This window comes from Caproicibacterium amylolyticum (assembly GCF_014467055.1).
Classification (GTDB): Bacteria; Bacillota; Clostridia; order Oscillospirales; family Acutalibacteraceae; genus Caproicibacterium; species Caproicibacterium amylolyticum.
Map to the genome: position 1 here is coordinate 1,755,874 of NZ_CP060696.1, position 18,587 is coordinate 1,774,460.

Genomic DNA, 18,587 nt, shown 5'->3' on the forward strand with positions numbered 1-18,587 from the left:
GTGTGTAACGAAAGCTCTTTTGCGCTTTTGTGCTGTCAGGCAATTTCAGTTTTATTGTGTACATCAATCTGCGGAAATGGGGTATGAAAGCCATTTGCGTCAAAGGCAAGCTTTACTGTTTCCTGCATCTCAAAGTACAAGTCCCAATATTCTTCTGTTTTGCACCACATACGCATAGTCAGCACAACCGCGCTGTCACCATGCGCTTTTACCGCGACCAATGGTGCCGGCTCTGCCAGCACCTTGCTATTCTCCCCCGCCAAGCGTTGAAGCAGTGCTTTTGCATTTTTCAAGTCATCACTATAGTCAATGTTAAATTCCAAGTCGAGCCGACGTTTTTCCAATGCCGTATAATTCGTAATAATGCTGTCTGCAAGGCGGGAATTCGGGAAAACCACTTCTTTATTGTCAAAGGTATGCAGCGTGGTAAACATCAGTTCCACACGCTCCACAGTACCCTCGACGCCCTCTGTGGCAATGTAATCTCCAACACGGAACGGCTTTGTAAAAAGCATCTGAATGCCGCACGCAACATTCGCCATATTATTTTTTAGTGCCAGACTGATGCCAAGCCCAACCGCGCTGAAACCGCCCACAATAACGCTGGTATTGAGGCCAAGAGATGACAGTGCCATAATAATTGCAACGATTTTAATCAGGATGGAAGTGGCGGAAGAAAGGAAAGAAACCACTCCCGCATCCCGATTGGCTTTCACCAGTGCTTTTTTGCAAAAGCGCTGCCCCACGCGGCTCAACAGCCAGCCAATCACAATTACCAAAACTGCTTCAATTAATTTCGGTAAAAAATCACTCATTCCGCTTGAAAACTTCGCCCATGTTTGTGTAAAGTCCATTACTTGCCTCCTGTAAAGGAATTGTTAAACCACCTGAAAGAGGTAAAATTTCAGGTAATCTGTTTCAGGTACATTCCAAAGCACCGGATGGTCCGGTGCCTGCTGACGTGCTTCTATCTGCCGCAGAGAAACCTGCGCATCTGCCGCCGCCGCATGCAGCATTTTGCAAAAAAGCGGATCCGGCATAAAGTGCGAGCAGGAGCAGGTTGCAAGGTAGCCACCGCGTGGGAGCAGCTTCATGGCACGCAGATTAATTTCTTTGTAACCGCGTGCGGCCTTTTCCACGGTACGCCGGCTTTTCGTAAAGGCCGGTGGGTCAAGGATAATAAAATCATACTGATTTGGCTGTAAAGTCGGCAGCAAGTCAAACACATTTGCTGTTTCGCAGTCAATTACATTTTCAAAACCATTTCTCCGCACATTTTCACGCGTCATTGCAATCGCTTCTTCGCTGATATCAACAGCATGTACATGCTGCGCACCGCCTTTTGCCGCATTCAGTGCGAAAGAACCTGTATGCGTGAAACAATCCAGCACCCGTTTCCCTTTTGCCAAGCGGGAAACGGCCAAACGGTTGTATTTCTGGTCAAGAAAAAAACCGGTTTTCTGTCCGTTTTCGAAGTCAACCAAATATTGAATTCCGTTTTCCGTAATTTCTGTTTCGGTGCTTTTCGGTATCGGCAGACTAGGCAGCAGATAAAAACCTTTTCCTTGTTTTAGACCCTCCAGTTCCCGAATGGCAACATCGTTGCGCTCATAAATACCATCTATTTTCTGGCCGTCTTCTGTCAACACTTTATAGAGTGCCGCAAAAAGCATTGGTTTGATTTTTTCAAATCCAAGGGAAAGCGTCTGCGTTACGAGGATTCCACCGAAACGGTCAACTGTTAATCCGGGAAATTGGTCTGCCTCGCCAAAAATAATGCGGCAGCAGTCTGTGTCACCGTTCATCACTGTTTTGCGGTACTCCCATGCATAACGAATGCGCCGCTCAAAAAATTCCTGATTAAAAACATCATTTGCGTTTCTGGAAATCAGACGTACGCGGATTTTACTATGACTGTTGTAAAACCCGGTACCCAAATAGCGGCCCTTGCCGGAAAGCACATCTGCCAGTTTACCGTCCTCCGGTGCTTCTCCCACCAAAGAAACTTCTGTATCATAAATCCACGGGTGTCCGTTTGCCACGGATGCCTCCGCTTTTTTTGTAACAATAATCTGCCTGTAGCCTCTGTCTTTCATTTTATGCCTCCGCTAAATTCATCCTACTCAAAAGCGCCGATTGGCACGGCGATATTTTTAATGATAACGGATATTGCGGGGAATTGCAACAAAAAGCGAATGACGGTTTACAGATATTACCATTAAATCGCCATTTTTAATTTACAATGATTGACATCACCTTTTTAAATGCTATAATTGAATAAAAATGTAAAGCACAGATGCGTAAAAACTGCACAGTTTTGTCGATTCAATACATCATCATAAAAGGAGCGTTTATTGTTATGGCAGTAAAAAAAACAGCGACCGAAAAGTTCGCCTCTAACAGCAAATTCTATCAGATTCTTTCCAAACAGAGTGGCAAGGCAATCAGCGTGGAAGACTGCGATGCAGGCAATGGCGCACTGCTTGCAATGAATACCCCTGATAAAAATGCAGCTTCACAATTCTGGAAGCTTGAACCTGCTGCTGACGGCTACTGCCGCCTTGTCAACACTGCTTCAGGCAAATCCATTGATGTTATTAACGGTGGAACTGAAAACGGTGCATGGCTGCATCAGTGGGATTCCTGTGACACTGACACCCAGCTGTGGAAGCTGGAATCCTCTTCCCGCGGGTGCTACAAGCTGATTTCCAAAGCAAGTGGAAAATGTGCCGACATCGTTGACATTTCCAATGAAGAAGGTGCGCATCTTCAGATTTGGGACAACGTTGACGGTGAAAATCAGGAATGGAAGCTGCTTCAGCTCGCACCGAATGATAACGAGGAACCGCAGAAAGCGGCTCCGACTGCCAAACACCGCCGCGGCCGCCGTGCCGCTAAAAAAGTTGCTGCACCGGTTACTGCTGCAGTCACCACTGAAAATACTACTGCCATTAAACCAGCTGCCGAAGCAAAGCTTGCTTCAATACCAGCTGTAAAAGCCGCAGGAACACAGCCTGTGGGCATCCATGAAGAGCAGAAGCCGGAACTTGCGAAAGAAGTAAAAGCAGTCGGTGCAGGCGCTAAAAATTCCGTGAAAAGCAAATAATTCTGGAAACAGGAACGCTGAAAAACGTTCCTGTTTTTTATACAGTTATTTCCGAGTTACCTTGTAGTTTTTGCCTTCCATATTGCTCCTCACTGCGGAAATACTAGTACTGAGAGGTGATAAAGGAATGGAGCAGCCGACCAAAGCTTACCGTGATCTGTTTACTTTAATGCGCGAAGAACCCGCTGCAAAAGCCTACTTTGAAGAACTTCCCGCAGAAGTGAAAGAAGAAATGAGCACACACGCTTTTCGCGTAAATTCTTTACAGGATATGCGCACCTGTGCCGACAGCTTTACGCGCCAAATCACATAATATTAACCCAAAAAGGTCACTGCAGTTAATTCTGCAGTGACCTTTTACTTTTTCTATTAATCAGTAACCGTAAAGAATACTGTTTTTCCACAGCAGTTGCCTGTATTGTCTTCAAGGCTGACATCCAAACGGTGCCTGCCTGCAGACCATGACTTTCCGCTGATGGCAACTGTACCGTTTTTGTCGCAGGCATAGCCCTGCGCATTGATGTAATTCACACCGTCAACGCAAACTTTCATACTGTTCCAGTTGATTCCGGATGTCATGCCATTTGTTCCGGCATCATGGCATCTGATCTCCACATCTGCTTTGTAATTGGAATAGGTTTTTCCATCCACACTAATTTCATCGATAATCGGTGCAGCAGCATCTACATTGTTTCTATCATAAGTAAATTGTATGTCATCTACTACTGCGTAGCCCTTGCGGCAGGCATTTTTCCCCGCCGCAACAATGCTGATGGAATCACCGCGGATTGAAAATGGACCTTTTTCGTTATGAGAAATCGGCATTTCGATATATTTCCATCCGCTCCAATTCACCGTACCGGGCATGGAAATATACACTTTTTTGCCGCGGCTGTTGTAAACACAGCCCCACAGGCTGTCACCGCGGCAGGCAGAACCATTCACCCACATTCCCAAGGCAGCCGCACTGCCGCTGCTGCTGCGGGCACAACGCGGCCCAAAGTTAACCGCTAAATTACCAGTTTCCTTTGCTTTACGGAAATCAAAACTGACGCGCATGGCGTATTTACCGCTGTGCACCAGTGATGTCATGCTTCCGTAATTCACTGCTAAATCTCGGTAATTGGCGCTTGCTGCCCATTTATTCATCGCCACACGGTCGTTGGTCAGCCATTCACAGCTTTCCATGATCTCCGGTTCACCAACACAAATATGTATGCGAACCGTTTCACCGGTACCTTTCAGTTGTACTGTAATGTTTCCTGATGCAGCAGTATTGGATGCATGGAAAACGCCGTTTCCATCCACACTGCCGAGTCCCGCCGGAATCTCGTAGGACAAATCTGCCGGATTGATTAAAACAGGATGGCCCTGCCAGGACGCCGTAATTCCAAGGTTTAAGGTACTGCCCGGCAGCACACGCATGTCAGCAGATTTGCGGGCAAGGCTGTCCGGCTGCACGACATGAACCATTTTCGTGCCCATTACCTGACCGTCCAAATTCAGTTGTGCTTCCACCGTACCAGTCGAAGCTCCGGCAGTTACTGTACCTCGTGAATTGATAATTCCATCTGACCCCGCGGCAAGTGACCAACTCAGTCCGGAGGAAGCCATTTCAGCCGGACGGCCGTCATTGCTTCTTGCCAATGCTGAAAACTGAATTAAGCTGCCTGGTGTGTAATAATCATATGCCGCTTTCACGTCCGCAGAAGCCATATCGCCTCCTTGCGGAGCATCCAGCACAAACAGCCAGGAATTTGCCACTGCACGTTCTGAGCCGTCTGATGGCCTGTTCTGAACCTTCAGTGCCGAGCTGTTCTCTGCTTTGGTCAGACAAGTGGCAGAACCACCGCCATCCATATTGCCTGCCCAAACAGCACCGAGGTCTTTCATCATCTGTGCAATGCCATCCAGGGTCAAGCCATGAGAGTAGGGTGACTGACGTCCGTCCACCATCAGGAAGAAAATCGTATAGTCTGAGCGAACACCAACCGCTACGCGCGGTGCCGGTATTGCGCTGTGGTCTGTATTCACAACTTTGCTGTCATCAACCAACACGCTGTGAATACCCATGGCTTGCCAAATATCACTTTTGTTCTGTTCATAAACTGTACGGTCACCGTAAATTGGTGCACCATTACGCTTTAAACCAAAAAATTTCCACCATGTGCGAACTGGTGCATAAGGGTGAATTTCTTTACCGTTTTTAACAACAACGCCCCATGGGTCACCGGTGTTCATGTTATACATGTCACTATTAATCGCAGCAACGACCTGTTTCCCCTCTGCAATTACTGCATTGGCCTGATTCCGTACAGTAGACAATCCAATTTTTTCGCTGTCATGCGGTGTGCCTGCCACCAAAGAAACCCGTGGGTCGCCTGCTTTGTAGCTAAGCATAAAGCAAGTATTGCGGTACTTATCTTTTCCGATATACGAAAAACGTGTTTCTGTTAAACCCGGGGTTACCGTTTTATTTGTTACGCTTTCGACCGATGCAGCCAGCGACAGCGGCATCCCATTGACCGCCGCAACCGCATAAGCAGGTGCCGCAGAAAGTGGCTGCAAAACGATGACTGCGGCCAAAAATGCCGGCAGCAGTTTTTGAATTTTGAACTGAAAATGCATTTGTTCTCGTCCTCTCCCACGATTTCAAACCGTGATATGCAAATTATGAAATATCATCCAGTTTATTGTAACACTTTTCCTTTTTTGCTGCAAGCGCAGATAGAGTTACATAACTGTAAAAAGTCCCTGCTTGCGAAAAGCAGGGACTTTATTATCTGCATATTTTTTAGCGATACCAATAACTGCTTCTGGAATTTTCTGAACTGTCAGAATCCCATCCGTTTTTCAGTGCGTTTACAATCAGACCAACAAACATCTGATAATCCTGATATGTAAAGTCTGTATTGTCTGCGGTTGATGTACCGGAAGCAGAACCGGCGGAAAGCAGATTTGCAAGGCCGGAAGTATCCACACCACTTGTACCTGCAGAAGCAGATGCGGCTTGATAAGTTGTATTCGGCACTTGAATATCCTGCCCCATGTAACTCATAACTTTTTTGACATAGTTCTGCGTTTCTGCAAACGGCGGTATACCACCATATTTTGCAACATTGCCGCAGCCAGCGTTGTAACCTGCCAAAGTCAATTTAATATCACCATTGTAGCGCTTCAAGTTGGCTGCAAGCTCCTGCGCACCACCCATGATATTTTGCTCTGGGTCAAATATATCCGTAATGCCATATTCTTTTGCCGTTTCCGGCATTAACTGCATAATGCCGGAAGCACCTGCAGAAGAAACACAATTCGCTTGAAAATCAGATTCCGCCTTTGCAACAGCCTTCAGCAAATTTTCCGGTACACCGTATTTCTGTGAAGCCTTTGCAAAAATACTTTCCAGTGTGCTGGGTGCAGAAACGGATGCCGCGGAAGCCGTACGGCTAAGCACATTTTGAAAAGACGGCTGTGAGGAAACTGCCGAAGTTCCGGAAGCCGCTGCAGCAGAGCCTGATGTTCGTGATGCTGTCATCAGCCTGGGATCAAAGTATATTTCCATTCAAATCTCCTCCTTTTGAACACTTGGCCTTTATTTATCAGAAAAAGTATGTATTCAGTCTTACCAGACCCACTCACCGCGATTTACAGACTTAATCCGCATGGAACCGTCATCCGCGCCAAAGTACAATGTACGGCCGTAATTCTTTCCGGTATCCTCTGCAATAATCGGAATGTGCAGCCGAAGCAGTTCCTGCTTCACCGCAATGACATTCCGCTGGCCGATGTTTGCCAGTGAGGAGTTGTTAACGCCTGAGAACATCTGCGCTCCTCCGGCAATTTTCGCCTTCATTCGAAAAATATGTGCGCCCATTTTTTCCATACGATGCACCAAAATCTCGATGGCCGTGTCTGCAAATTTCATGGCCTGACTTTTATCAGCAGACATCTGCACACTGGACGGAAGCATAATGTGAGAAAGCCCCGCTATCTTCATAGAAGGATCATACAGGCAGATTCCCACACATGAGCCAAGTGCATACGTCACCAGCACATCCGGTGCTTTTACTGCATTTAAGTCGGAAATTCCGACAGTTACAACCTGACTCATAAATCCAGCCCCAAATTCTTCATAATCTTTTCTAGCGATTCCATATCCGGGATCATGAGAACCTGACTGGACGCACTCTGCCCATCTGCATTAAACTCATCGTTGATAAAAATAATCTTATCGCTGATATTTGCAAAATGAATTGCGGGGACACTCAGGATGGAACCTGCCATATCAATGCAGATATCCGGTACAGAAATATTCATTCGCAAATCTGCCAAAGTGGAAATAGCATTCACGTAAGAAGCTGCCATGATATTGCCGACTTCTTTTAGGGCGGAAAGCTCCATTTCTCCCACATCATTGAAACTTTCAAGTTCACAGCCAAGCAATGTATTGAGCAGCATATGTGCAAAATCTTTCTGCAGCAGAAAAATCATCATGCCCTTTACATCATCTGTCATGGTGAACAGCAGACTGACCAGAAGATTTTCAGGGCCGCCAAGACTGTCCACTACGGTGTTGTAATCCAAAATGTTGATTTTGGGCACCTCTATATTAATGGGCTTCGACAGCATAGCGGAAAGCGCTGATGCCGCATTTCCCGAACCAATATTGCCAATTTCCTTGAGCACATCAAGGTGCATATCATTCAAATCCGTCAAATCACGAAAAGCCATGAAAAAATTCCCTCTTTCTTAAATCTTGCCGACAAATTCAGTATAAGAGTTATGAACGCAGGTCATTGATAGTATCTTCCACTTCATTGTTCGTCTGCAGTACACGGGCACTCAGCTGAAAGCCGCGCTGTGCCTGAATCATATTAGTCATTTCATCTACAAGGGAAGTGCCGGACTGCTCCAGATATCCGTTTTTCAGCTGGACCCCCGCAGCTGCTGCAGGCTGACCGGAAGCTGTATTTTCTGCATAAAGATTTCCCGTAAGCTGCGTAAGCGCCTCCGGGTTTTTGAACTGAAAAATTCCAATTTGGCTGGACACATCCTTAAAACGCCCTGCCACTGCATCACGTGCAATCGGAATCCGTGCGCCCTGACTGTTCAGCACAAAGCGACCCTGTTCGTCCGCAAGATAATATTTACCTGTACCATCCTGAGAAGCCTGAAAAGAACCGCAGCGAGTAAAGGCCGGTGTACCGTTGTTGTCTACTGCAAAGAAGCCATCCCCAACAATCGCATAGTCAAGGTCACCTTCAGTCGGCTGCAAAGACTGCTGATCCATATTCATGCCCGTACTCACATTGCGTGTGCCGGTACCCTGCAAGGGTTCATCTGTACTATTCACATACATTTTGTAATGCAGCAAATCTTCAAAAGAGGTTGTAGTCGGTTTAAAACCGGTTGTACTGCTGTTTGCAATATTGTTGCCGACAACGTTCATTTCACTTTGAAATGCAACAAGTCCGGCAGCGCCGGTATAAAATCCGATATTCATGGCTTATTCTCCTTTACACGCTGGCAATCTGAGAGGCGGCTTTCTGATTAATCTGATCATAAATCTGCAGCGCTGAACTGCAGGATTTGAGAGCACTCTGTGCCTCCATCAGCATGGAAACCTCACGGTTCAAATCAACATTTGAAGATTCCAGTGCTTTTTGGCGCAGGGTTACACTTCCTCCGGCAGCACCTGTTGGTGCGTTTGCCGGGGCACCAAAAAGCCCATTGGAATACTGCGTCAGCTCAGCATCATCTGCTGGTGTTGTTAACATAATGGTCCCTGCCTGCTGGCCAGCGCTGGTAAGCACAGTGCCGCCGGAAAGCACCGTAAAGTTGGTGTCCCCCACCTTGATTGGCTGTTTATCTGTCCCAAGCACACGCCCGCAGTCTGGCAGTTCAAGGTAACCTTCATCATCTACATCAAAGCCGCCATTGCGCGTGATGTATTTTTTACCGTCCGAACCAGCAATCGTAAAGTAGCCGTTTCCATCTATGGCAACATCCATACTGCGATCCGTTGTTTTGATATTATCCGCATTGAAGCGAGTTGTCAAGTTTTTTACGATAGTTGCCGGACTTGCATAGCCGATATTTTCCGTATTGCCGTTTTCAAACCTTGTGTACAGTTCCTGCTCAAAAGGAGTCGCTGTTACACGCTGGGTACGGTAACCCGGTGTCTGACTGTTGACAACATTGTTTCCTTCGGTTTCCAGCTTCTTCTGCTGAGTCATCAGCCCGGAAGCAATCGTATAAAATCCACTAAGCATGGTTTTTATTCCCTTTCACTTAAATAATCAGAAAGTCTTTTACTGAGTTTTGCCAGACCAGAAGTTCTGGCACAGGAAGCACGCTGCTGGCTAACGCCAAGCACTTCTCCAATTTCCCGCAGATTTAAATTCTCATAGTAACAGAGGGTAATCACTTCCCGCTCCCTCTTTGGCAGCGCATCAATCGCCTGCTGAAGTACCTGACACAATTCCTCCTGCATCACTCTTTCTTCCGGAGAAATTTGCTCACCGTCTTCTGAACCAGCATGATTGATAAGCTGAGAAGCATTTTCCAGCAAATCTTCGAAGGAATACATTTCCGCATTGGCGATTTCCGCAATGTACCGGTCGTAGTCCTCCATACTCATATCCAAGCGCTCACACAGTTCAGCCTGTGTAGGCTCTCTGCTCAGTTCTGCGGTCAGCGCATCCTGTTCCTGCAGAATTGTCCTGCGTGCCGAGCGCACCCGATACGGCAGCCAGCTCTGCTTTCTCATATAGCTGAGCACAGAACCACGCAGACGCTTGAAAATATAAGTATCAAAACTTGCGCCACGGGATGGATCAAATTTATCAATGCAGTCAATCAGTGCAAGCACACCCTGATTAATAAAATCATCATACTGCATATTTGCCGGCAGGATGGAGCGCATACTCATAACTGTTTTTTTCACAGAACCCAAATAATGCATAACAAGCTGATTACGAATTTCCAAGTCGCCGGTCTGTTTGTAGCGCAGCATCAGTTCTGCCGGATCAGCCGAGTCTTCATATGCTTCTGCTTCTGCGAGATTATTCATTTGTGCCCCTCCTTCTGCCGAATTTACTCCTGTTTGGGAATTTCAATCGTGCCTAGCGCCTGTATCTGTACAGACGGGTCAATTTCGTTAAAAGAAAGTACCGTTACGTTAGGGCAGAACTGGTCAACCAGCTTTTTAAAGTAAATACGCACAACCGGTGACGTAAGGATAATCGGTGTCTGTACCACTTTTCGCATTTCGTTGACTTTTTCTGTTGTAGACGAAGCAATCTGCTGTATAATATCCGGCTCCAGAGAAAGGTAGGAACCGCCGTCCATTTTTTTGACAGAACCCATAATCATGTTTTCTACACCGGCATCCAAGCTGACCACCTTCAGCTGACCTGCCTCTGCAAAACGATGCGTAATGACACGGCGCAGGGACTGCCGAACGTATTCAGTAAGGATATCGGTATCCTTAATGGTAGCAGAATAATCAGACATTGTTTCCAAAATAGTTTCCATATCCCGAATCGGCACACCTTCACGCAGCAGATTCTTGAGGATTTTCTCCAAATCACCCACAGAAACAATATTGGGAATCGTATCGTCCACAACGGTAGAGTTGACTTTCTTGAGGTTCTCTATCATGTTCTTGACTTCCTGACGGTTCAGCAGTTCATCCGCATGGGAGCGGATGACTTCCGACAAATGTGTAATGATAACCGAAGTCGGATCAATCAGGATATACCCTGCCATTTCCGCTTTGATTTTCTGGTCGCTGCTAATCCACTTTGCAGGCATGCCAAACGCCGGCTCAACGGTGTCAATACCATCTATATCATCCTGTGGGCGGTCTTCCGGCACCAATGCAAGGAAGTGGTCAATCAGCACTTCACCCTGCGCAACGCTTTCACCTTTAATCCGAATCTCATACTGGTTTGGGTTGAGCTGACCGCTGTCCTGCAGACGGACAAACGGAATAACCATGCCCATTTCATCCGCAAACTGTTTTCGGAACATGACCACGCGGTCTACAAAATTTCCGCCGCTCTTTTCATCAACAAGAGGAAGCAGGCTGTAGCCGAATTCCATGCCGATTGGGTCTACATTCAACAGGTTGTATACGTTGTCCAAATTCCTGTAAAACTCTACATCACTGGTAACTTCCTGCTTTACCGGCGGACCCTCTACCGCAAGCTGCGGCTGCGATTCCTGAGCCTTCATCTTCTTGTTAATCATGTAGCTGCCTACCATCAGCAGTGCTGCCAACATGATCACCTGTACCGGCGGGAAACCGATAAGTATCAGACAAAGCATTGCCAGGCCCGAAATAAATAGGACACGCGGCTGGCGGGTAAATTGCTTTACTACATCTTCGTTCAGAGTGGAGTCCGACGACGTGCGGGTAACAATCATGCCGGTAGCCACAGAAATCAGCAGCGCCGGAATCTGAGACATCAAGCCGTCGCCAACCGTGGATTGCGAGTAGGTGGCCATAACCGTTTGAATATCGCCGCCATGCATCATACCGACAATAATGCCGCCAATCAGGTTAATAACAGTGATGACGATGGAAATAGTTGCATCGCCTTTTACGAACTTGGAAGCGCCATCCATAGAACCGAAGAAGTTAGCTTCCCGCTGAATCTTTGTACGGCGCTCACGCGCCTGTGTTTCATTAATCAATCCGGAACTTAAGTCCGCATCGATCGCCATCTGTTTACCGGGCATTGCATCCAAAGTAAAGCGGGCAGAAACTTCAGCAACACGTTCCGAACCTTTTGTAATAACCAGGAACTGCACCAAAACGATGATAAAGAAGATAACCAAACCAACTGCAAGGTTGCCACCGATAACAAAAGAGCCGAAGGTCTTGACTACTTCGCCGGCGTAACCGGAGTTAGAAAGGATGGAACGCGTGGAAGAAACATTTAGTCCAAGCCGAAACAAAGTCGTAATCAACAGCAAAGACGGAAAAACAGAAAACTCCAGCGGCTCCTGTATGTACATGGTGGTAAGCAGAATCACAAAAGAAAGTGCAAGGTTTGTAATAAACAGAAAGTCCAGCATCTGCGTCGGCAGCGGGATAATCAGCAGGAACACGATGATTATTACAAATATAGCTACAATGTTGTGAAAGATCTTCTTCATCTATTCTTGTCCTTTTTCTTGAGTTTGTAGACGAAGGCCAAAACCTCTGCCACTGTTTTGTAATACTTTTCCGGAATCTCCTGATCAAGATCCACTGCTGCGTACAGGCCACGGGCGAGCGGCACATTCTCTGTTATATAAACGCCGTTCTCCTCTGCCACTGCAACGATTCGCAGTGCCAGAGAATCCAAACCTTTTGCGACCACAACCGGTGCTCTTGATTTTTTCGAATCATATTGAATCGCTACCGCGACGTGGGTCGGGTTACGAATAACAACATCCGCATTTGGAACATTCTGCATCATACGTCTGCGTGACATTGCCTGCTGGCGATCCTTAATCTGGCCTTTAATCTGCGGGTCACCCTCTGTTTCTTTATATTCTTCCTTAACCTCCTGCTTCGTCATGCGCAGCTTTTTGTTGTAGTCCCACCACTGAAAGAAATAATCGAATGCAGCAAGCGCAACAAATACAACTGAAACTTGTATTGCCATGTTAAAAACGGTATCGCAAATATTTGCAAAAGCCTGCCCTACCTGCATATCCATCATACGTGGAAGCTGCAAAATCCAGCCATTTAAAACATTCCAGACAATAATGCCCAGCAAAAGGATTTTTAGAATGGACTTTATCAGTTCCATAACGCCACGCATGGAAAACAGATTTTTAATTCCATTCAGCGGATTCATGCGGTTTGCTTTAAACGCAAAACCCTTTGCGGAGAAAAGGAATTTGGTCTGCGCCAGCGTAAGTGCAACAGCCGCAGCAGAACAAATCAGCGCAACTGGCAAAGCACCGATTGCAAAGGTAATGCAGCCCTTGATAAAAAGCTGAGAAACATCATCTGTGCTCACGGTTTCCATCGTAGCACCCAGATTGATGAAGTCACGAAGAGAGTACTGAAGCTGTCCCAGCATAGTGGAACCAAGTGCTTTCAAAATTGCAAAGGAGGCAAGCATTGTTGCCACAGTAACAGCTTCCTGACTGAGAAAAACGTTGCCTTTTTTTCGTTCATCCGTCTTTCGTTTCGGGGTAGCCTGCTCTGTTTTTTCACCGCTTGAATTCTGCGCCACTTCACCACCTCCTTCGCTGCCTGCAAACGAATTGTCATCCCGTCGGTTTTAACAAATACAGAGCCTGCTCCATTGCTTTCAGCATGGTATCTGTGTAGTTTGTAATGAAGTTGCAGATTGGACTGGCAAAAAGGAACATCAAGCCAATTCCCAGCAGAATTTTCAGCTGCATGCTGATGACAAAAACATTTATCTGCGGAATCAGCTTCATCAGGATACCCATGGCAACCTCCAAAAGCAAATCTGCCGCAAGGAACGGCAGCGTAAGTCTCACCGCCAGAGAAAATGCGCTGGTAAACAAATCCAGCAAGAAGGACCCCGTTTGGCGAATATGTGCCAACTGCCCCATTGGAATAATATCATAAGAAGAAGTGAAAATGCGAATCAGCACCAAGTGGCTGTCAGTTGCAAAGAAATAAAGTACAAAGATGACATCCAGCACCTTGCCAGACAGAGACATTTGTATGTTTGTGCCCGGGTCAAAAATCTTTGCCATTGCTAAGCCAAAGGTGGTATCCATCACATCACCGGCAAACATCAGCAGATAGTAGAATATCTGAAAGATAAAACCGCAAACCAGACCGGCCAGCATTTCTTTGCCAATGGCAAGCACAAGACCAACATCAGTCAAACCGACCGGAGCTGTTTGCAGCAAACCCGGCGCAATAATGGCCGTCAGCAGGGCTGCCAGCCCAACACGCATTCTTGCCGGAACATTTTTGCTCATCAGCAGCGGATTAAACACCACCATGCCGCACATTCGGCAAAAGACCAGCAGGTAGGCAAGCAGTGTCTGCATTTGTATTGTCATGAATGCCCCACCTACACCTGAATAATCATTTTGCAGATACTTTGAAACAGGTCGCTCATGACTGAAATCATCCAGGAACCGAGCATCAGCATCATAAAGGCAATCACTATAATTTTCGGTACAAAGGTAATTGTCTGTTCATGAATCTGCGTGGCAGCCTGAAATATAGCAACAATCAGACCTATGGCGATGCTTACAACCAAAAAAGGAACTGCAAGCTTCAGCATTGTCATGATTGCTTCACGAAAAATTGTAAGTACTTGTTCGGATGTCACAGGCACGGCCTCCTTTCCTCAGTATCCTGCCGCTAATGGAAACTTTTCACAAGCGAATCAAACAGCAGCCCCCACCCGTCTACTACCACAAACAGCATCAGCTTAAACGGCAGTGAAATCATGGAAGGCGGCAGCATTACCATGCCCATGGACATCAGCACACTGGAAACGACCATATCAATGATCATGAAAGGAATGAACAGCAGGAATCCTATGGTAAAGGCACGCTTTAATTCGCTTGTAACAAAAGCAGGCATAATCACACGAAATCCCAAACTCAGCAATTCATTCGGCTCTACCTTTTTCAGCTCATGCTTCTGACCGGAAAGTTCGAGGAACATGTTCATTTCCTTAACACCGGTCTGTTTCAGCATAAATACTTTTAAAGGCTTTTTGGCGTTTTCAATTGCCTGTGTCTGCGTAATCTTTCCGTTGGTATACGGCTGTACAGCCGTATTGTTGACTTCGGTCAGGGTTGGTGCCATAACGAACAGGGACAGCGCAAGTGCTATACCAATCAACACCTGGTTTGGCGGAGTCGTCTGCAGACCTATTGCATTTCGCAGGAGCGAAAGCACAATGATGATACGTGTAAAACTGGTCATCATCAAAAGCATTGTCGGTGCCAGTGCAATTGCTGCAAATAGAATCAATACCTGCAGCGGCCCTGTAGAAGTACCCTTGTCATTTCCTGTATCCATGGTGACATTGAATTTAGCTGCATGTGCACCTGTTGCAAACAAAAACAGCACAAGTACCAAAAACACACCCAATGAAACGAAGAAACGCAATATGTACCGTTTCAGTTCTCTTTTTCGCTGTTCAGGGCTGACCTCTGCCCGTGACGGAAGTCTGGTCATAAGTCAGTCCCCTTTCTTTCCTGTTTTATCGGGGAGCTTAATGCCCCAGTTTTGTAATGAATTTTTTAGTACGTCGGAAAACGGGGCGGTCTTTCCATCTGTACCCTGCGGCTTTTCATCCGGATAAAGTTCTGCATCCAGTTCCTGCAGTAAAGTAATGTGCTGCTGCGCAACGCCCAGCAACAGAACTTTTTCATTCACCTTCACTATTACAAGGGAACTGTCTGCACCCAAAGTAAGCCTGTCCAACACTTTCATGCTGGATGAAGCACCGCCCATTCTACCGCCGTAGTGCTTACCAACAAGCTTTGTGCACCAGTAAGCACCTACAAAAATCAAGATAATCAGTGCAAGTGTACCCAGCACTGAAAAAACACTGTTTACTGTATCTGGCAATCGCTGCTACCTCCCAGAATACAAACAATCAAAGAGGCAGAACCTTGTTGACAGTCTGTACAATACGATCCTGTTTAAATGGTTTAACAATGAAGTCAATTGCGCCAAGTGTAATGGCATCCATAACCATGGATTCCTGGCCCATTGCTGAACACATAATGACCTTTGCATTTGCATCTGCTTTTTTAATTTCGCGCAGTGCGTCGATACCATTCATGTTCGGCATTGTGATGTCCATAATCACCAAATCCGGCTTTTCCTGCTGATACAGTTCAACTGCGCGCTGACCGTCTTCACCCTCAACAAAATCCGTGTAACCTGCTTTTGTCAGATAGTTTTTGATCATCATTCGCATGAAACCGGCGTCATCTACAAGCATAATCTTATACATGGTGATTCTCCTTTTTTCCTTGAAACGAAATTTTTATACCTTATTTATATCACATATTGCTTAAGGAGTCCATTAATTCTTTCGTACCAACAATCTCAGTAATGCGTACTCCAAAATTATCTCCTATAACAACCACGTCACCGTGAGCTAATAATTGGCCGTTTACAATAATATCGACCGGCGCACCCGCCTGTTTTTCCAACTCAATTACGGTTCCTTGGCCGAAATCAGCAATTTCTTTAATCGGTCTTCTGGTCTTTCCGATTTCCACTGAAACATCAAGCGGAACGTTCATAAGCATACCCATATTGATACTGTTCAGAGAGGTAATGCTGTTTTCCTGCTGAGAAAAATCCGGGAACTTGGCCTTCTTTACATTTACAGCTGGTTCCTGCATCATACTGCCCATTGGGCCCGAAAAAGACGGGTTCTGCTGTGGCATCATCTGCGGCGGATAATAATACCCATTCTGTGGCATCATTTGCGGCATCATCGGCATTCCCATCTGTGGCATTTGCTGCATCTGCGGTGCTGCCTGCGGTACCGGCTGCTGCATCTGCGGTGCTGCCTGCGGTACCGGCTGCTGCATCTGCGGCGCTGCCTGTGGTACCGGCTGCTGCATCTGCGGTGCTGCCTGCGGTACCGGCTGCTGCATCTGCGGCGCTGCCTGCGGTACCGGCTGCTGCATCTGCGGCGCTGCCTGCGGTACCGGCTGCTGCATCTGCGGCGCTGCCTGTGGTACCGGCTGCTGCATCTGCGGCGCCGCCTGCGGTGTTGGGGCAGTTGTGGATGCAGGCTTCGCGTTCTTCGGCTCAACTGGTGGCTCGTCCTCTTTTTGCGGGTCCATCAGAATATTGATAATTTCCTTTGCAAAACTTGCCGGCAGCACACTCATGAAGTTGCTGTTCATGACACCGTTAATTGTCAAGTCAAAGGAAATGCCAACCATATCCTCAACTGTACTGCTGCCAAATACCATCTCATTAATACTTTCACCTGTTTTAGAAACAAAGGCATCCGGTGTGGAAATATTAACGGAACGATTAAACACTTCTGAAAGAGCTGTTGCAGCAGCGCCCATCATTTGATTGGAAACCTCGCAGGCTGCACTCATGCTCAATTCATCAAATTCATAGGAATCATCTTCATCTGGCAGATCTTCATTACCCATCAGCAGATTCAAAATAATCTGCATGTCCCGGCGGCGAAACACCATAATATTGGTTCCTAAAACACCTTCAATGAACTCAATCTTCACAACCAAGGCAGGCTCAAGGTCTGCATAATCCTCGTCGTGAATGGGCTTAATGTTCATTCTTGGTGTTGTAATAACCACTTGCCTGTCCAGCATAGATGACAGCGATGTTGCTGCCGAGCCCATGCTTATATTCATTACTTCACCGATTGCATCCAGTTCATCAGTAGTAAACTGACTGTCTTCGGTCGAAAGATTGGCATTCTGGCTAGTGCTCACAGTTTATCCCCCACTTCTATACAGCAACTACATCGATCAGCTTGACCGACTTTTTCAGCTTGGAAACACCAAGTTTGGCGTTGTACCAAGGCTCGTCATCAACCATCACGCATATGTCACTGTTAATATTTTTGTTCAATGCAATCACGTCCTGCACCTGTAACTGCAGGATATCACCCAAAGACATTTGAAAAGAATCAAGGACTGCCTTGATTTCAATGTCAGAATGCTTAATGGAATCCATGATTAAATTGCGCTTTTCCTGCTCTTTTTCAGGATCCTGCTGTTTAATAGCACGTGAATACCTGCTTTTAAAGCTGTCAACCACTTCCTCCAGGCTTTCCGCCGGAAGGCAAATGGTTATGGTCCCCGAGTAATTGTCCATCGTTACGCTAAGCGCCGCAATAACAACTACATCCTGCGGTGAAAAAGCCTGCAGAAGTCTTGCGTTTGTTTCAAGACTTGTCAGCGTAGTTGCCACTGGTACATAGGAACACCAGGACTCCTGCAGATACTTCGTTATCTGCTGAAAAATGCTGTTCAGCAGCGTCAGTTCAATCTCCGTAAAATCGCGCTGCGGAACAAACACTTCCCCACTGTGGCTGGTTCCGCCAAGCATTCTTTCTACTAAAAGATACCCCAGACTCGTTGTCATGTCAAGAATCAAAGAGGTTTCTTCGTAATGCTCATCTTCCGGTTTAAAGTCAATAATTCCGGTCAACGAATTATCTGGCAGAGCATTGTTAAACTCAAAGTAGCGTTCTTCTTCAATCTGAAGGACTTCCACTTCACAGACATCCCGCAGCGTACTAGTAAAGTAGGACGAAAGCACCCGCGCAAAGTTATCATGAAGGCCATTAAGAGATTTGAGCTGCTCTTTGGTGAATTTCTTAGGGGAGCTGAAATCGTAGTCCTTGACTTTCGGCTTTTTTTCCGTTTCTGTGTCAACAGCACCGGAATGCATCCGTTTCATCAATTCGTCAATCTGACTTTGTGACAGATTTTCTGGCATATATCAAAATCACTCCTTTATGCC

General features: G+C 46.5%; 20 protein-coding genes. 2 read left to right on the plus strand and 18 right to left on the minus strand.

What is annotated here, in order from left to right; all coding sequences use genetic code 11:
• Positions 1-35 precede the first annotated feature (35 nt).
• Positions 36-854 (minus strand): mechanosensitive ion channel family protein, encoded by an 819-nt coding sequence (locus H6X83_RS08400; protein ID WP_212506050.1) that lies wholly within the window; start codon positions 852-854, stop codon positions 36-38.
• 24 nt (positions 855-878) lie between these two features.
• Positions 879-2,096, minus strand: coding sequence for a class I SAM-dependent rRNA methyltransferase (locus H6X83_RS08405; RefSeq protein WP_212506051.1), 1,218 nt, complete (start codon positions 2,094-2,096; stop codon positions 879-881).
• Positions 2,097-2,359: 263 nt separating this feature from the next.
• Here H6X83_RS08405 and H6X83_RS08410 point away from each other — a divergent pair, with 263 nt between their 5' ends.
• Complete coding sequence (locus tag H6X83_RS08410) at positions 2,360-3,106, plus strand: RICIN domain-containing protein (RefSeq protein ID WP_212506052.1); 747 nt, start codon at positions 2,360-2,362, stop codon at positions 3,104-3,106.
• Positions 3,107-3,233: 127 nt separating this feature from the next.
• Positions 3,234-3,419, plus strand: a complete 186-nt coding sequence (locus H6X83_RS08415; RefSeq protein WP_212506053.1) for a hypothetical protein — start codon at positions 3,234-3,236, stop codon at positions 3,417-3,419.
• 56 nt (positions 3,420-3,475) lie between these two features.
• Here H6X83_RS08415 and H6X83_RS08420 read toward each other — a convergent pair whose 3' ends face one another.
• From H6X83_RS08420 to fliM, 16 genes are all read right to left on the minus strand, one after another.
• Positions 3,476-5,734, minus strand: coding sequence for a phosphodiester glycosidase family protein (locus H6X83_RS08420; RefSeq protein WP_212506054.1), 2,259 nt, complete (start codon positions 5,732-5,734; stop codon positions 3,476-3,478).
• Positions 5,735-5,900: 166 nt separating this feature from the next.
• Complete coding sequence (locus H6X83_RS08425; RefSeq protein ID WP_246419106.1) at positions 5,901-6,668, minus strand: lytic transglycosylase domain-containing protein; 768 nt, start codon at positions 6,666-6,668, stop codon at positions 5,901-5,903.
• 60 nt (positions 6,669-6,728) lie between these two features.
• Positions 6,729-7,217, minus strand: a complete 489-nt coding sequence (locus tag H6X83_RS08430) for a chemotaxis protein CheD (RefSeq protein ID WP_212506055.1) — start codon at positions 7,215-7,217, stop codon at positions 6,729-6,731.
• A complete protein-coding gene (locus H6X83_RS08435; protein WP_212506056.1) occupies positions 7,214-7,837 on the minus strand; it encodes a chemotaxis protein CheC in 624 nt (207 codons plus the stop codon). Before H6X83_RS08435 ends, H6X83_RS08430 begins: the two co-directional genes overlap by 4 nt.
• A gap of 49 nt (positions 7,838-7,886) precedes the next feature.
• The gene (locus tag H6X83_RS08440; RefSeq protein ID WP_212506057.1) at positions 7,887-8,609 is read right to left on the minus strand and encodes a flagellar hook-basal body protein; all 723 of its coding nucleotides are present in this window, start codon (positions 8,607-8,609) and stop codon (positions 7,887-7,889) included.
• A 13-nt stretch (positions 8,610-8,622) separates the two neighbouring features.
• Positions 8,623-9,378 carry a flagellar hook-basal body protein gene (locus H6X83_RS08445; RefSeq protein WP_212506058.1) on the minus strand — a complete coding sequence of 252 codons (756 nt, stop codon included), beginning with the start codon at positions 9,376-9,378 and terminating at the stop codon, positions 8,623-8,625.
• 5 nt (positions 9,379-9,383) lie between these two features.
• On the minus strand, positions 9,384-10,178 hold the full coding sequence (locus tag H6X83_RS08450; protein ID WP_212506059.1) for a sigma-70 family RNA polymerase sigma factor: 795 nt from the start codon (positions 10,176-10,178) through the stop codon (positions 9,384-9,386).
• Positions 10,179-10,201: 23 nt separating this feature from the next.
• Entirely contained in the window at positions 10,202-12,271 is a 2,070-nt protein-coding gene (flhA, locus tag H6X83_RS08455) for a flagellar biosynthesis protein FlhA (RefSeq protein WP_212506060.1), read from the minus strand.
• The gene (gene flhB / locus H6X83_RS08460) at positions 12,268-13,344 is read right to left on the minus strand and encodes a flagellar biosynthesis protein FlhB (protein ID WP_212506061.1); all 1,077 of its coding nucleotides are present in this window, start codon (positions 13,342-13,344) and stop codon (positions 12,268-12,270) included. The genes flhA and flhB overlap by 4 nt, the downstream gene beginning before the upstream one ends.
• A gap of 34 nt (positions 13,345-13,378) precedes the next feature.
• The gene (gene fliR, locus H6X83_RS08465) at positions 13,379-14,155 is read right to left on the minus strand and encodes a flagellar biosynthetic protein FliR (protein WP_212506062.1); all 777 of its coding nucleotides are present in this window, start codon (positions 14,153-14,155) and stop codon (positions 13,379-13,381) included.
• A gap of 11 nt (positions 14,156-14,166) precedes the next feature.
• Entirely contained in the window at positions 14,167-14,430 is a 264-nt protein-coding gene (fliQ, locus tag H6X83_RS08470; protein WP_212506063.1) for a flagellar biosynthesis protein FliQ, read from the minus strand.
• A 32-nt stretch (positions 14,431-14,462) separates the two neighbouring features.
• Positions 14,463-15,290, minus strand: a complete 828-nt coding sequence (gene fliP, locus H6X83_RS08475; RefSeq protein ID WP_212506064.1) for a flagellar type III secretion system pore protein FliP — start codon at positions 15,288-15,290, stop codon at positions 14,463-14,465.
• 3 nt (positions 15,291-15,293) lie between these two features.
• Positions 15,294-15,686: a flagellar biosynthetic protein FliO gene (gene fliO / locus H6X83_RS08480; RefSeq protein ID WP_212506065.1), complete on the minus strand. Its 393-nt coding sequence runs from the start codon at positions 15,684-15,686 to the stop codon at positions 15,294-15,296.
• Positions 15,687-15,714: 28 nt separating this feature from the next.
• Complete coding sequence (locus H6X83_RS08485) at positions 15,715-16,077, minus strand: response regulator (RefSeq protein ID WP_212506066.1); 363 nt, start codon at positions 16,075-16,077, stop codon at positions 15,715-15,717.
• Positions 16,078-16,126: 49 nt separating this feature from the next.
• Complete coding sequence (gene fliN, locus H6X83_RS08490) at positions 16,127-17,551, minus strand: flagellar motor switch protein FliN (RefSeq protein WP_246419109.1); 1,425 nt, start codon at positions 17,549-17,551, stop codon at positions 16,127-16,129.
• A 16-nt stretch (positions 17,552-17,567) separates the two neighbouring features.
• Positions 17,568-18,563 carry a flagellar motor switch protein FliM gene (fliM, locus tag H6X83_RS08495; protein WP_212506067.1) on the minus strand — a complete coding sequence of 332 codons (996 nt, stop codon included), beginning with the start codon at positions 18,561-18,563 and terminating at the stop codon, positions 17,568-17,570.
• Positions 18,564-18,587 lie beyond the last annotated feature (24 nt).